This window comes from Ramlibacter sp. (genome assembly GCF_028291745.1).
Classification (GTDB): domain Bacteria; phylum Pseudomonadota; class Gammaproteobacteria; order Burkholderiales; family Burkholderiaceae_C; genus Ramlibacter.
This window is the reverse complement of sequence record NZ_JAQGNQ010000126.1, coordinates 16,967-30,268: the sequence shown is the minus strand read 5'-3', so window position 1 is coordinate 30,268 and position 13,302 is coordinate 16,967. Positions and strand designations below refer to the sequence as shown.

The 13,302-nt window shown below is 69.2% G+C and carries 14 protein-coding genes and 1 pseudogene; 12 read left to right on the top strand and 3 right to left on the bottom strand.

Annotated elements, in window-relative coordinates; all coding sequences use genetic code 11:
- The 7 genes and pseudogenes from JWP60_RS23345 to JWP60_RS23315 form a co-directional block, all read left to right on the top strand.
- A pseudogene (locus tag JWP60_RS23345) lies at nucleotides 1-281 on the top strand (hypothetical protein); the annotation flags it as partial.
- 110 nt (nucleotides 282-391) lie between these two features.
- Nucleotides 392-1,180, top strand: coding sequence for a class II aldolase/adducin family protein (locus JWP60_RS23340; protein ID WP_299796834.1), 789 nt, complete (start codon nucleotides 392-394; stop codon nucleotides 1,178-1,180).
- 33 nt (nucleotides 1,181-1,213) lie between these two features.
- A complete protein-coding gene (locus JWP60_RS23335; RefSeq protein WP_299796831.1) occupies nucleotides 1,214-2,212 on the top strand; it encodes a tripartite tricarboxylate transporter substrate binding protein in 999 nt (332 codons plus the stop codon).
- Between the two features lie 35 nt (nucleotides 2,213-2,247).
- Complete coding sequence (locus JWP60_RS23330; RefSeq protein WP_299796839.1) at nucleotides 2,248-3,207, top strand: D-2-hydroxyacid dehydrogenase; 960 nt, start codon at nucleotides 2,248-2,250, stop codon at nucleotides 3,205-3,207.
- Between the two features lie 12 nt (nucleotides 3,208-3,219).
- Nucleotides 3,220-4,623: an FAD-dependent tricarballylate dehydrogenase TcuA gene (tcuA, locus tag JWP60_RS23325; protein WP_299796829.1), complete on the top strand. Its 1,404-nt coding sequence runs from the start codon at nucleotides 3,220-3,222 to the stop codon at nucleotides 4,621-4,623.
- Nucleotides 4,610-5,821, top strand: a complete 1,212-nt coding sequence (gene tcuB / locus JWP60_RS23320; RefSeq protein WP_299796826.1) for a tricarballylate utilization 4Fe-4S protein TcuB — start codon at nucleotides 4,610-4,612, stop codon at nucleotides 5,819-5,821. Before tcuA ends, tcuB begins: the two co-directional genes overlap by 14 nt.
- Before the next feature lie 37 nt (nucleotides 5,822-5,858).
- Nucleotides 5,859-6,845: a tripartite tricarboxylate transporter substrate binding protein gene (locus JWP60_RS23315; RefSeq protein WP_299796823.1), complete on the top strand. Its 987-nt coding sequence runs from the start codon at nucleotides 5,859-5,861 to the stop codon at nucleotides 6,843-6,845.
- A 3-nt stretch (nucleotides 6,846-6,848) separates the two neighbouring features.
- Here the strand turns inward: JWP60_RS23315 and JWP60_RS23310 are convergent, their stop codons facing one another.
- Nucleotides 6,849-7,370 (bottom strand): NUDIX hydrolase, encoded by a 522-nt coding sequence (locus JWP60_RS23310; RefSeq protein ID WP_299796820.1) that lies wholly within the window; start codon nucleotides 7,368-7,370, stop codon nucleotides 6,849-6,851.
- Nucleotides 7,371-7,429: 59 nt separating this feature from the next.
- On the opposite strand from JWP60_RS23310, the gene JWP60_RS23305 reads away from it, so the two are divergent.
- Genes JWP60_RS23305 through JWP60_RS23290 form a run of 4 tightly spaced genes read left to right on the top strand, consistent with a single transcriptional unit; the run spans nucleotide 7,430 to nucleotide 9,591 of the window.
- Nucleotides 7,430-8,191, top strand: coding sequence for a MotA/TolQ/ExbB proton channel family protein (locus tag JWP60_RS23305; protein ID WP_299796817.1), 762 nt, complete (start codon nucleotides 7,430-7,432; stop codon nucleotides 8,189-8,191).
- Nucleotides 8,192-8,195: 4 nt separating this feature from the next.
- Nucleotides 8,196-8,618, top strand: a complete 423-nt coding sequence (locus tag JWP60_RS23300) for a biopolymer transporter ExbD (RefSeq protein WP_299796814.1) — start codon at nucleotides 8,196-8,198, stop codon at nucleotides 8,616-8,618.
- A gap of 2 nt (nucleotides 8,619-8,620) precedes the next feature.
- The gene (locus JWP60_RS23295) at nucleotides 8,621-9,043 is read left to right on the top strand and encodes a biopolymer transporter ExbD (RefSeq protein WP_299796811.1); all 423 of its coding nucleotides are present in this window, start codon (nucleotides 8,621-8,623) and stop codon (nucleotides 9,041-9,043) included.
- Nucleotides 9,040-9,591 (top strand): diguanylate cyclase, encoded by a 552-nt coding sequence (locus tag JWP60_RS23290; protein WP_299796808.1) that lies wholly within the window; start codon nucleotides 9,040-9,042, stop codon nucleotides 9,589-9,591. Before JWP60_RS23295 ends, JWP60_RS23290 begins: the two co-directional genes overlap by 4 nt.
- On the opposite strand, the gene JWP60_RS23285 is transcribed toward JWP60_RS23290, so the two are convergent.
- Both JWP60_RS23285 and JWP60_RS23280 read right to left on the bottom strand, forming a co-directional pair.
- Complete coding sequence (locus tag JWP60_RS23285; RefSeq protein WP_299796805.1) at nucleotides 9,588-10,310, bottom strand: hypothetical protein; 723 nt, start codon at nucleotides 10,308-10,310, stop codon at nucleotides 9,588-9,590. The two genes, JWP60_RS23290 and JWP60_RS23285, sit on opposite strands and share 4 nt — an antisense overlap.
- A gap of 65 nt (nucleotides 10,311-10,375) precedes the next feature.
- Nucleotides 10,376-11,491 carry a metallophosphoesterase gene (locus tag JWP60_RS23280; RefSeq protein WP_299796802.1) on the bottom strand — a complete coding sequence of 372 codons (1,116 nt, stop codon included), beginning with the start codon at nucleotides 11,489-11,491 and terminating at the stop codon, nucleotides 10,376-10,378.
- Between the two features lie 134 nt (nucleotides 11,492-11,625).
- On the opposite strand from JWP60_RS23280, the gene JWP60_RS23275 reads away from it, so the two are divergent.
- Nucleotides 11,626-13,290 carry a Re/Si-specific NAD(P)(+) transhydrogenase subunit alpha gene (locus tag JWP60_RS23275; protein ID WP_299796799.1) on the top strand — a complete coding sequence of 555 codons (1,665 nt, stop codon included), beginning with the start codon at nucleotides 11,626-11,628 and terminating at the stop codon, nucleotides 13,288-13,290.
- Nucleotides 13,291-13,302 lie beyond the last annotated feature (12 nt).

Here is a 13,302-nt window from a genome sequence, read left to right as displayed (position 1 = left end):
CGCCGGCGATCGCGCGCCCGCCGGCGCTGCCGCCGGCGCCGCTGATCGCGCCGTCCCCGCGCCAGCTGGTGCCCGGCCCCTTCAACACGCAGCGCCGCAGCCTGGCCGACATGGCCAACGAGCAGTTGCGCCGCGATCGCAAGGATCCGCTGGCCGAAGGCGTGGAAGGCGCCGGCCGCGACGATTGCCTGCACGCGCCCGCGACTGCGCCCCAGGCCGGTGGCCTGCTGCAGCTGCCTTCGGTCGCCGCGCGCGCCCTCACGGGCAAATGCGCGCGATGAGCGCCATCACGATCCGAGATGGCCCATGATTTCTCCGGATGGCGGTGACCCCGCGGCCGGGCCTACAGTCGCGCGATCGCGGGCATCCGCGCCCTACCAAGGAGAGTGAATTGAAGCAAGCAGGCGTCCTCGACATCCCTTCGATGCGGGGCAAGTGTTCCGAAGCCGAGTGGCAGGCCCGCGTCGACCTGGCCGCGTGCTATCGGCTGGTGGAGCTCTATGGCATGGCCGACATGATGGCCAATCACATCTCGTGCCGCGTCCCGGACGAGGAGGGCGCGTTCCTCATCAACCCCTACGGGATGATGTACGAGGAGATCACGGCGTCCTGCCTGCTCAAGGTGGACCTCGCCGGCAACATCCTCTCGAGCCCCGACTTCGGCGCGCTGAAGTACGGCGTCAACAAGGCCGGCTACGTGATCCACAGCGCCGTGCATGCGGCGCGGCCCGAGGTCGGCTGCGTGATCCATACGCACAGCTGGGCGTCGATGGCGATCTCCTCCCTCGAATGCGGCCTGCTGCCGATCACGCAGACGGCGATGCGCTTCCTCAAGATCGGCTACCACGACTACCAGGGCGTGGTGCTCGACACGAAGGAGCAGCAGTCGCTGCTGAAGGACCTCGGCGACCGCGAGGCGGTGATCCTGCGCAACCACGGCGCGCTGGTGGTGGGCCGCACGACCGGCGAGGCGTTCAACTGGACGCACCGCCTCGAACTGGCGTGCCGCTCCCAGATCGGCGCCATGTCGTGCAACACGCCGCTGCAGGGCGTGCCGCAGCCGGTGCTGGAAGAGACCTGGAACAACTACCAGCCGGGCACGCGCCGGCCTTACGGCGTGATGGAGTGGCCGGGGCTGCTGCGCAAGCTCGATCGCCTCGATCCCGGCTACCGCGACTGAAGCGCACGAACAAGAACAACCCAGGAGACAAAGATGCCCAGTTCGCTTTCCGCCCTGCGGCGGCGCGGCTTCGTGGCGGGCGCCGGTGCGCTTGCCGCGGCCGCCACGCTGCCCACCCGCCTGGCCTTCGCGCAGTCCGCCGATTACCCGGGCAAGCCGGTGCGCGTGATCGTGGCGTTCACCGCCGGCGGCACCACCGACATTCTCACGCGCGCGGTCAGCCAGAAGCTGTCGGAGCGCTTCAACCAGAGCTTCATCGTCGACAACAAGCCGGGTGGCGGCGGCAACATCGGCACGGAGTTCGCGGCGCGCGCCGCGCCCGACGGCTACACGCTGATCGTCGATTCGGTCGGCCCCATCGCGGTGAATCCGACGCTGTATCGCAAGCTGAACATCGATCCGCTCACCGATCTCGTACCCATCGTGCAGATCGCCGACGTGCCCAACGTGCTGGTGGTGCATCCCTCCTTGCCGGCCAAGAGCGTCGACGAGTTCATCGCCTATGCGAAGGCGAATCCGGGCAAGCTCAATTACAGCTCCACGGGCGTCGGCACTTCTTCGCACCTGTCCGGCTACATGCTCAGCCAGCGCGGCGGCATCGAGACGACCCACGTGCCGTACAAGGGCGCGGACGCATTGAAGGACCTGCTGGCCGGGCGCGTGCAATTCATGTTCGCCACCATTCCTTCGGTGATCGAACACATCCGCGCCGGCAAGCTGCGCGCGCTGGCCGTCAGCAGCGCGCACCGCTCGCGCTCGCTGCCCGGCGTGCCAACGGTGGCGGAGAAGGGCTTCCCCGGCTTCGAGGCCGGCTCGTGGTTCGGCTTCTTCGCGCCCAAGGGCACGCCCGAGCCGGTGATCGCGCTGCTGAACAAGAGCGTCAACGAAGCGCTGCCCTCTTTGGAAGCGCAGATGATCCGCGAAGGCGCCGACCCGGTGGGCGGGTCCCCGGCGCAGTTCGGCCTGTTCGTGCGCAAGGAGTACGACAAGTGGAAAGTGATCGTGCACGAGTCGAAGGCGACCGCGGATTGAGCGAGCCGCGCTTGGCTGCTCCCTTGCGCATCCTGCTGTCGCAGCAGGCCGCGGGCCGCCTGGCTGGCGACCTCGCTGCGGTGCTGGCTGAGCAGCCGTACGTGCTGCTCGCGCCGGACGCAGCCGGTGTGGATGCCGATGTCGCCTTCGTCTCGCGCGACGTCACCGGGCTGTCGACCAAGCACGAACTGCAGCCGGCGACGCGTGCGTTCTACGCGGCGATGGAGGGGGCGCCGTCGCTGCGCTGGGTGCATGCGCACTCGGCCGGCGCTGATCGTCCGGTGTACGTGCGCCTGCGCGAGCGCGGGGTGCAGGTGACCACGTCCTCGGGCGCGAACGCCGGTGTGGTGGCGCACTCGGCCGTCGCCGGACTGCTGGCCCTGGCCCGTCACCTGCCGCAATTGTGGGCAGCGCAAGGCGAGGCGCGCTGGGCGCCCCTGATCGCGACCGGGCTGCCGCGCGATCTCGAGGGCCAGCACGCGGTGTTGCTTGGCTGGGGCCCGATCGGCCAACGGATCGGACACCTGCTGCAGGCGCTGGGCCTGCGGGTGACGGTGGTGAGGCAGCACGACCAGCCCGCCGGTCCCGGCTTCGCGGTGGTTCCCGCGGAACGCCTGCACGAGGCGCTGCCCACGGCGGACTGGCTGCTGCTCGCGTGTCCCTTGACCGAGCGCACCCGCGGGCTGATCGACGCGAAGATGCTGGCCTTGCTGCCGCCCGCTGCGCGCCTGGTGAACGTGGCGCGCGGGGAAATCATCGACGAACCGGCCCTCATCGCGGCGCTGCAGGGCGGTCGGCTGGCGGGCGCCTTCCTCGACGTCTTCGCGCACGAGCCGCTGCCGGCGGACTCGCCCTTGTGGGGCTTGCCGAACGTGATCGCCACCCCGCACAGCGCCGGCTTCTCCGACGGCAACGCCGTGCGCGTGGAGCGCATGTTCCTGGACAACCTGCGCCGCTGGTGCGGGGGTGAAGCCTTGCACAATCTGGCCGGCTAGACTCCCGGCTCCATGATCGATGTCCTTGTCATTGGCGGCGGAAACGCCGCCCTCTGCGCCGCCCTGATGGCGCGCGAAGCCGGCGCCAGCGTGCTGCTGCTGGAGGCCGCCCCGCTGGCCTGGCGCGGCGGCAATTCCATGCACGTGCGCAACCTGCGCTGCATGCACGACACCCCGCAGGACGTGCTGCTGGAGGCCTACCCCGAAGAGGAGTTCTGGCAGGACCTGCTGAAGGTCACCGGCGGCAACTCCAATGAGCAGCTCGCGCGCTACGTGATCCGCGCCTCGTCGACGTGCCGGCCCTGGATGCGCAAGCATGGGGTGCGCTTCCAGCCCTCGCTCTCGGGCACGCTGCACCTGTCGCGCACCAACGCCTTCTTCATGGGCGGCGGCAAGGCGCTGGTCAATGCCTATTTCCGCAGCGCGCAGGAGCTGGGCGTGCAGGTGCGCTACGAGGCGCCGGTGAGCCGGCTCGAGATCGAGGACGGCCGCTTCGTCGCCGCCTGGGTTGGCGAGGAGCGCATCGCCGCGCGCGCCTGCGTGCTGGCGGCCGGCGGCTTCGAGTCCAACCGCGAATGGATGCGCCAGGCGTGGGGGCAGAACGAGCGCGGCGAATGGCCGGCCGACAACTTCCTGGTGCGCGGCACGCGCTTCAACCAGGGCGTGCTGCTCAAGGACATGATGCGGCACGGCGCCGACATCATCGGCGACGCGACGCAGATGCATTGCGTCGCCATCGACGCGCGCGCGCCGCTCTACGACGGCGGCATCGTCACGCGCGTCGACTGCGTCTCGCTGGGCGTGATGCTCAATCGCGATGCGCGCCGCTTCTATGACGAGGGCGAAGACTTCTGGCCCAAGCGCTACGCCATCTGGGGCCGCCTGGTGGCGCAGCAGGCGGGGCAGATCGGCTACTGCATCATCGACAGCAAGGCGGTCGGCCGCTTCATGCCGCCCGTGTTTCCCGGCGAGAAAGCCGACTCACTGCCAGCCCTGGCGCGCCAGCTCGGCCTGCCCGAGGCCGCCTTCATGGAGACGCTGAACGCTTTCAATGCCGCGTGCCGCCCTGGCAGCTTCGACCACACCGTGCTGGACGACTGCGTCACCGAAGGCGTGCGGCCACCCAAGACGCACTGGGCGCGCCCGATCGACACTCCGCCCTTCTACGGCTACGCGCTGCGGCCGGGCATCACCTTCACCTATCTCGGATTGAAAACCAACCACGAGGCGGCCGTGCACTTCGACGGCCGGCCCAGCGACAACCTGTTCGTCGCCGGCGAAATGATGGCCGGCAACGTGCTGGGCAAGGGCTACACGGCCGGCGTCGGCATGAGCATAGGCACGGCCTTCGGGCGCCTGGCCGGCACGCGCGCCGCCGCAGCGGCATTGCAGGAGGCGCAGCATGCAGCAGCTTGAGGCGCTGACCCGCGAGGCCGCGGCGCTGGCGAACGGCAAGCTGGCGACGGGCAAGCTGGCCCTGGTACCGGCCGAAACCGAAGCGGCGCGGCAGATGCAGATCTGCAATGCCTGCCGCTACTGCGAGGGCTTCTGCGCCGTCTTCCCGGCCATGACCCGGCGGCTCGAGTTCGGCCAGGCGGATCTGCACTACCTGGCCAACCTGTGCCACAACTGCGGCGCCTGCCTGTACGCCTGCCAGTACGCGCCGCCGCACGAATTCGCGGTGAACTTCCCCCAGGCCATGGCGCAGGTGCGCGCGGTGACCTATGAGGAGTACGCGTGGCCGCGCGCCTTCGGCGTGCTCTATCGCAAGGCCGGCGCGACCACCGCGCTGTCCCTGGCCTTCGGCCTGGCGCTGTTCCTGGTGCTGGCGCTGACCATGGCCGGGCCGGTGCTGCAGCAGCCGCTCGGCGGGCACTTCTATGCGGTGTTCCCGCACAACTTCATGGCGACGGTGTTCGGGCTGGTGTTTGCCTTTGCCGTGTTCGCGCTCGGCATGGGCGCGCGCCGGTTCTGGCGGGAGGTCTCGCCGGCGGCCGACCTGCCGCGCGGGCAGGGCCCGCTGCTGGCCGCTGCGCGCGGACCGGCGGCGGTGGAAGCCACGCACGACGTGGCGCGCCTGAAGTACCTCGGTGGTGGCCACGGCGACGGCTGCAACAACGAGGACGATCGCTACTCGCAGGCGCGCCGGCGCTTCCATCACCTGACCTTCTACGGCTTCTTGCTCTGTTTTGCCGCGACCTGCGTGGCCACGCTGTACCACTTTGTGCTGCGGCAGGAAGCGCCCTATGCGTTGACCAGCCTGCCCGTCGTCCTGGGCAGCCTCGGCGGCATCGGCCTGCTTGCCGGGCCGGCCGGCCTGTTGTGGCTGAACCTGCGTCGCGACCCGCGCCAGGGCGACGTGGCGCAGCGGCCCATGGACCGCGGTTTCATCGCGCTGCTGCTGGCCACCAGCGCCAGCGGCTTCGCCTTGCTGCTGTTGCGAGATACGGGCTTGATGGGAGTGACGCTGGCGGTGCACCTCGGTATCGTGATGGCTCTGTTCCTCACGCTGCCCTACGGCAAGTTCGCGCATGCCATCTACCGCAGCGCCGCGCTCTTCAAGTACGCCCTTGAAAAGCGGCTGCCGAGCCGGTTGCAGCTGGGCGCAGACTGATCCCTTCCTCGTCCGGTCAAGCAAAAAAGGAGACAACATGACCCGCTTCTCGCGCACCCGTCGCGCCCTGGTGGCGACTCTGGCCGCCACCGGCTGGCTGGCCGGCGCTGGCGTCCACGCCGCCGATGCCTGGCCCGCCAAACCGATCACGCTGATCGTCCCCTTCGCCCCCGGTGGCACCACCGACATCCTCGGCCGCATCGTCGGCCAGAAGCTCTCCGAGGCGCTGCACCAGCCCGTGGTGATCGAGAACAAGGCGGGCGCCGGCGGCACGCTGGGTGCGGCCGCCGCGGCGCGCGCCCCGGCCGATGGCAGCACCTTCTTCCTGGCGACCATCGCGCATGCCATCGCACCGGGCCTGTACAAGAGCCTGTCGTACGACTTCACCAAGGACTTCGATCCGATCGGCCTGGTGGCGATCACACCGAACGTGCTGATCGTCAATCCCTCGGTGCCGGCGAAGAACGTGAAGGAACTGATCGCCTACATCCAGGCCAACCCGGGCAAGGTGAACTACGGCTCCGCCGGCCCGGGCAGCACCGAGCACCTGGCCGGCGAGCTGTTCCGCATGATGACCGGCACGCAGATCACGCACGTGCCCTACAAGGGCGGCGCGCCGATGATGGCCGACCTGATTGCCGGCCAGATCCAGATGGCGCTGGAGACCAGCCCCTCGGCTGCGCCGCACGTGCGCTCCGGCAAGGTGCGCGCGCTGGCCGTCACGAGCGGCAAGCCCTCGCCCGCCTACCCCGGCGTGCCCACGCTGTCGGAGGCCGGCGTCAAGGACTACGAGATGATCACCTGGTTCGCGCTGATGGCGCCGCATGGCACGCCCGAGGCCATCGTCGACCGCATGCACAAGGAACTGCAGGCGGCGCTGGCGGCGCCCGACGTGAAGGCCAGGTTCGTGGAGCAGGGCGTGACGCCGGGCAACATGCCGCCTTCGGTGCTGGCCGGCTACATCCGCGACGAGACCAGGAAGTGGGACCGTATCGTCAGGGAATCCGGCGCGAAAGCCGAGTGAGCCTCAACGGCCTTCGCCGTCGCTGATGCGCGGGTCGCGTTCGCGGCCCGGGCCGCGGATGCTGTCGTCGCAATACACCGCCGACAGGGGCAGTCGCACGCCCGCCAGGTAGTCCTCCAGGCACTTCAGCACCAGCGGGCTGCGGTGCCGCTCGTGGGTGGCGCGCAATTCATCGGGCGTCATCCAGAGCGTGCGGACGATGCCCTCGTCGAGTGGGCGGCCCACCTCTTCCTCGCCGAGTTCGCCGGTGAAGGCAAAGCGCAGATAGGTGATGTCCTCGCCGGTGATCGAGCGCTGGAAGCGTGAGATGTAGACGCCCAGCAGGGCGGTTGGGCGGAAGTGCCAGGCCGTCTCCTCCATCGCCTCGCGCGTGCAGCCCTCCGCGGGCGTCTCGCCCGGCTCGAGGTGGCCCGCGGGATTGTTGATGCGCAAGCCCTCCGAGGTTTCCTCTTCGATCATGAGGAAGCGGCCGTCGCGCTCTATCACTGCGGCCACGGTCACGCTGGGTCGCCAACGGTTGTCCATGCGCCGATTATCTGGTTTGTAGGCCAGAATGGTGGCTGTCCAGGACCGCTTCTCATTCCATGCTGCGTTCTCGCGCTGTCGCGCTGCTTCTCCTGCTGTCCGGTGCGCTCACCGCCGGCGCCCAGTCCGCCCTTCCTGCCATCCAGGCGCCGCCCGCGTCCGCCAACCCGTACGGGCTGGGCGCGCTCTGGGGGCAGGGCGATGTCGTTGCCCGCGCAACCATCGTGATCCTGGTGGTGATGTCGCTGGCCAGCTGGTACGTGCTGGTCGCCAAGCTGCTCGCGCAGTCGCGCCTGGGCGGGCAAGGCCGCGCCGCCAATGCCAGCTTCTGGAAGGCTGACTCGGTGCAGCAGGGCGCCCAGAAACTGCAGGCGGGCAGCCCGTATCGCTTCGTTGCCGAATCGGCGATCGAGGCCACGCGCAAGCACGACGGCCTGATCGGCAAGGTGGACCTCAATACCTGGGTCGCGCAGAGCATCGAACGCGCGGTGGGCACGGTGCACAGCCGCACGCAGGAGGGGCTCGCGGTGCTGGCGACGGTGGGATCGACCGCGCCCTTCGTGGGCCTGTTCGGCACGGTCTGGGGCATCTACAACGCGCTGGTGCGCATCGGTGCATCCGGGCAGGCTTCGATCGACAAGGTCGCCGGGCCGGTGGGCGAGGCCCTGATCATGACGGCCATCGGCCTGGCCGTCGCGGTGCCGGCGGTGCTGGGCTACAACTGGCTGGTGCGGCGCAACAAGGTGGCGATGGACACGGTGCGCGCCTTCGGCTCGGACCTGCACACGGTGCTGCTGGCGACCGGTGGGAAGGCGGGCTGAGGCGATGGCGATCCGCTATGCCGCGCAGCAGGAAGGCGAAGACGCGCTGATCGCCGAGATCAACACCACGCCGCTGGTCGACGTGATGCTGGTGCTGCTGATCATCTTCCTGATCACCATCCCGGTCGTGAACAGCGCGATCGCGGTGGCGCTGCCGCGCGAGCAGAACCAGCGGGCGGACGCACAGCAGGAGAACGTGATCGTCACCGTCGATGCCCAGGGCGGCACCTGGTGGTTCGACACGCGCCTGCCTGATGCGCAGTCGCTCAAGGATCTGCTGGCGAAGATCGCCGCGATGCAGCCGCAACCGGAAGTGCATATCCGCGGCGACGTGCGTGCCGACTACGAGGCGATCGGCCGGGTCGTCCTGGCGGCGCAGCAGGCGGGGGTCGCGCGCGTCGGCTTCCTCACCGAACCGCCACAGTAACCATGCACATCCGCGCTGGCAGCGAGCCCGATCCCGAACCGATGGTGGCCATCAACACCACGCCGCTGGTGGACGTGCTGCTCGTGCTGCTGGTCATGCTGATCATCACGATCCCGATCCAGCTGAATGCCGTGCGCCTGGAAATGCCGGGGCGCAATGCACCGCCGCCCGACCAGCCGCCGGTGATCGTGGAACTGGCGGTGAACGCCGCCGGTCAATTCGTCTGGAACGGCGAATTGCTGGCCGACCGCGCCGCACTGGACGAGCGTTTGCGCGACGCTGCGCGGGGGCCGCAGCAGCCGGAGATCCACGTGCGGCCGGATCCGCACGCCAAGTACGCGCCGGTCGCCGCGGCGCTCACCAGCGCGCAGCGGCTGGGCCTGCAGAAGATCGGCGTGGTCGGCACGGAGCAGTTCGCACAGTGAGCATCGAAGGCGCCGCGGAGTTGTTGTTGATGGCGGCCGTGATCCCGCTGTGGATCGCGGCCGGCCTGGCCGATTGGTGGTGCCATCGCCGCACGGCCATCGAGCACACCAGTGGCCTGCCGGAGAACGCCTTCCACTGGCTGTTGCTGGCCGAAGGCGGGGTCGCACTGCTTGCGGTGGCGCTGCTGGAACCGGATGGCGCGGTGCTGTTGCTGGTGTTCGCCGCCTTCCTGGCGCACGAGGTCACGACCTTCGTCGAGTTGCGCTACACGGTGCCGCTGCGCGCGGTGCGGCCCGGCGAGCAGATGGTCCACAGCTTCATGGAACTGCTGCCGCTGGTGATCCTGGCCCTGCTGGCGGTGATCCGCTGGGACGAGGTCCTCGCCTTTTTCGACGGCGGCGGGCCGGACCTGTCGCTGCAACTGAAGTACACACCGTGGCCGGCCACCTACCTGGCCGGTGCGGCGCTGGCCGTGCTGCTGTTCAACGTGCTGCCGATGCTGGAGGAAAGCCTGCGCTGCGCCCGCGCGCGTGCGCGGCGGCTCTAAGGCTGGTACTCGGGCGCGCCCTGCACCCACATGAAGGACTGCAGGTCCACCATGTCGCGCGCCTTGAAGCCGGGCTTGCGGTCCAGGTCGCGCCGCACCACCGCCGCAAAGGTCAGCAAGTCCTGGTACAGCGGCCACGCGGGGGTCGGCTGGTAGGCCAGCGCATAGCCGTAGTCGTGTGCCGCCTTGCGCATGGCGCGCGGCTTGAAGAACAGATGCCGGTCGGGCCGGGCGATGAAGCCGAACACCGTGGCCACCGGCCAGGTCAGCACGCGGCTCTTGCGCTGCGGCAGGTCTGCCAGGGCTTCGATCCAGTCGTTGAAGCGGCGCTGCGGCGAGCCATGCCCGTACAGGAAGGCATAGAGCTCGGTGGCGAACAGCCGCGCGCCGGCCGGCGACTTGACCGCGTCGCGCACGGCCATGCGTTCGAACGAGAACAGCAGATTGGCGCGCGCCTCGATGCGCACCGCCGCATCGGCGATCGCGCGGAACTCGCCGCGTGCCAGCAGCTTGCGGAAGTCGGCGGCACCGAGTTCGGTTTCCCATTCGAGATGCGCGCGTTCCTTGTGCGAGCGCTCGGCCACGAGATAGGTCTCGTCCCCGAAACCATCGGGGTAGAACAGTTCGAACTTGCGGCGGCACAGGGCCGCTCCGAGGTAGATGACGTTGGAAGCGCCAGCGCCGGCGAGGGGGAAGGGAAGGAATGCCGTACGAGCCATGGGACCAGTGTTCGCGGCCGCGCTAGCTCAGCCTCGTCGGACAACGCGCCGCCGGCCTGTAGGACTCAGGCTGACGGCGCCAGACGCAGCTCGGAAATTTCAGATGGTGCACCCAGGCGCTTGGGCGGGCCCCAATAACCGGTGCCACGGCTGACGTAGACCTGCAAGCGGCCGAGCTGGTGCAGCCCGGCGGTAAACGGCTGCTGCAAGGGCACGAACCAATTCCACGGCAGGAACTGCCCGCCGTGCGTGTGCCCGGAAATCTGCAGGTCGAAACCCGCTTCGGCGGCGGCCGCCGCGGTGCGCGGCTGGTGCGCGAGCAGCACGCGCAGCAGCCCTTGCGGCGCGCCGCCCAGGGCGGCCGCCGGGTCGCTGCGATGCGCGGGATCGAAATGGTGGCCGCTGAAATCGGGCACGCCCGCCAGCACCAGGTCGGCGCCCTCATGATGGATCACCACGTGCTCGTTGTGCAGCACGCGAATCTGCAGGCGCCGCAATTCGTCGACCCACCCGTGCACGCCCGAGTAGTACTCGTGGTTCCCGGTCACGAAGAAGACGCCATGCCGCGCCCGCAGTGCGGCCAGCGGGGCCACGTGCGCGCGCAGCTCGGCCACCGAGCCATCCACCAGGTCGCCGGTGATGGCGATCACGTCGGGATGCAGCGCGTTCACGCGTTCGACGATCGCCTGGAGATAGCCTTGCTTGATGGTCGGCCCGACGTGGATGTCGCTGATCTGCACGATGCGAAAGCCGGCCAGGGCGGCCGGCAATCCCGGCAGCGAGATGTCGACGCGCTTGACGCGGGCCGGTCGCCGCGCGTTGAAGAAACCGACCGCCGTGAACGCGAGCGCCAGCAGCGGCACGGCCGCCGCGGTCGGCTCGTTCCAGCCCGTGCGGCCGGCAAGGTGCAAGGCGAGCAGCAGCACGTCGCGCAGCACGGTCAGCACGAACAGCGAGGAGAACAGGCCCATGAACAGCATGCCGACCCAGGTGAGGCGATCGGCCGCCGCCACCGAGCGCAGCAGGCGTCGCGCGAGCAGCGCGGCCGGTACCAGCACGGCGGAGGCGAGCAGCAGAACGGCCAGCGCAATGCCCGCAGGCAGCGGCAGGCTGGGGGCCAGCCGCAGGCCGAGGTACAGGTGGAGGGCGGCCGACAGGCCGATGATTTTGCTCAGGGACATGCGAGGGGAATGCGCAGTGTGCGCCAGGAAGGAAACGCCGGGCGGGCGCGTGCAGAGCTCAAGAGGCTTTCATGTAAGCTCGCGCTCAGGATAACGAGAAGCAACAATCAACGCGCTAGCGAGGAGAAGTGTCCATGCAGATCGGTGTGCCTGCCGTCGGTACGGCGGGTGAACAAGCCGCTGTCGCCGGCTCCCCCGTGACGACCCGAGCCCCTTTGCTGATCGGCGTGCCGAAGGAAACGGCCGCTGGCGAAAAACGCGTCGCCACCGTGCCTGAGGTGGTGGAGAAGCTCGTGAAGCTGGGCTTCTCCGTGGCGGTGGAAAGCAGCGCGGGCGACGCCGCGAATTTTGCGGATGACACCTATCGCGCTGCCGGTGCGCAGGTCGTCCCGACCGCGGCCGAACTGTGGGCCCGCGCGGACATCGTCTTGAAGGTGCGCGCTCCGACGCCGTACGAGGTCGCGCTGCTGCGCGAAGGCGCGACGCTGATCGGCTTCATCTGGCCGGCGCAGAACCCCGAGCTGATGCAGCTGCTGGCCGCGAAGAAGGCCACCGTGCTGTCCATCGACGCGCTGCCGCGCCAGCTCTCGCGGGCGCAGAAGATGGACGCGCTGACTTCCATGGCGGGCATCAGCGGCTACCGCGCGGTCATCGAGGCGGCCAATGCCTTCGGCCGCTTCTTCAACGGCCAGGTCACCGCCGCCGGCAAGATCCCGCCGGCCAAGGTCTTCATTGCCGGCGCCGGCGTGGCCGGCCTGGCGGCGATCGGCACGGCCGCCAACCTGGGCGCGATCGTGCGCGCCAACGACACGCGTGCCGAAGTCGCCGACCAGGTCGTCTCGCTCGGCGGCGAATTCGTGAAGGTCGATTACGAGGAAGAGGGCGCGGGCGGCGGCGGCTACGCCAAGGTCATGAGCGAAGGCTTCCAGCAGGCGCAGCGCGAGATGTACGCCACGCAGGCGCGCGACGCCGACATCATCATCACCACCGCGCTGATCCCGGGCAAGCCGGCGCCGCGGCTCATCACGGCCGAAATGGTGCGATCGATGAAGCCCGGCAGCGTGATCGTCGACATGGCGGCGGAGCAGGGCGGCAACTGCGAGCTGACCGAACCCGGCCAGGCGGTGGTCAAGCATGGCGTCACCATCATCGGCTACACCGACCTGGTGAGCCGGCTGGCCAAGCAGTCCTCCACGCTGTACTCGAACAACCTGCTGCGGCTGGTCGAGGAGCTGTGCAAGACCAAGGACGGCGTGATCGACGTCAACATGGACGACGACGCGATCCGCGGCCTGACGGTGATCAAGCAAGGCGACATCACCTGGCCCGCGCCTGCGCCCAAGCTGCCGGCCGCGCCGGCGAAGCCGAAGGCCACGGCCGTGCCGGTCGCGGCGCCCAAGGGGCACGGGCATGGCAGCGGCGAACCGATGCCGGTCAAGACGCTGGCCACCGTGTTCGCGGTGGGCGCGATCGTCTTCCTGCTGGTGGGGCTCTATGCGCCGGCCAGCTTTCTCGCGCATTTCACCGTGTTCGTGCTGGCCTGCTTCATCGGCTACATGGTGATCTGGAACGTGAAGCCGTCCCTGCACACGCCGCTCATGAGCGTGACCAATGCGATCTCCTCGATCATCGCCATCGGCGCGCTGATCCAGATCGCGCCGCCGCTCACGGGCGACGCAGCCGATCGGCCGACCCAGGTGATCCTCGGCCTGGCCGTGTTCGCGCTGGCGCTGACGGCCGTCAACATGTTCGGCGGCTTCGCGGTGACGCGGCGCATGCTGGCCATGTTCCGCAAATAAGGAAACGGGACC

Coding starts and splice junctions, on each gene's coding strand:
- tcuA (WP_299796829.1), top strand. CDS start 3,220: ATGATCGATGTCCTTGTCATTGGCGGCGGAAACGCCGCCCTCTGCGCC.
- JWP60_RS23335 (WP_299796831.1), top strand. CDS start 1,214: ATGCCCAGTTCGCTTTCCGCCCTGCGGCGGCGCGGCTTCGTGGCGGGC.
- JWP60_RS23305 (WP_299796817.1), top strand. CDS start 7,430: ATGCTGCGTTCTCGCGCTGTCGCGCTGCTTCTCCTGCTGTCCGGTGCG.
- tcuB (WP_299796826.1), top strand. CDS start 4,610: ATGCAGCAGCTTGAGGCGCTGACCCGCGAGGCCGCGGCGCTGGCGAAC.
- JWP60_RS23295 (WP_299796811.1), top strand. CDS start 8,621: ATGCACATCCGCGCTGGCAGCGAGCCCGATCCCGAACCGATGGTGGCC.
- JWP60_RS23310 (WP_299796820.1), bottom strand. CDS start 7,370: ATGGACAACCGTTGGCGACCCAGCGTGACCGTGGCCGCAGTGATAGAG.
- JWP60_RS23285 (WP_299796805.1), bottom strand. CDS start 10,310: ATGGCTCGTACGGCATTCCTTCCCTTCCCCCTCGCCGGCGCTGGCGCT.
- JWP60_RS23280 (WP_299796802.1), bottom strand. CDS start 11,491: ATGTCCCTGAGCAAAATCATCGGCCTGTCGGCCGCCCTCCACCTGTAC.
- JWP60_RS23315 (WP_299796823.1), top strand. CDS start 5,859: ATGACCCGCTTCTCGCGCACCCGTCGCGCCCTGGTGGCGACTCTGGCC.
- JWP60_RS23275 (WP_299796799.1), top strand. CDS start 11,626: ATGCAGATCGGTGTGCCTGCCGTCGGTACGGCGGGTGAACAAGCCGCT.
- JWP60_RS23300 (WP_299796814.1), top strand. CDS start 8,196: ATGGCGATCCGCTATGCCGCGCAGCAGGAAGGCGAAGACGCGCTGATC.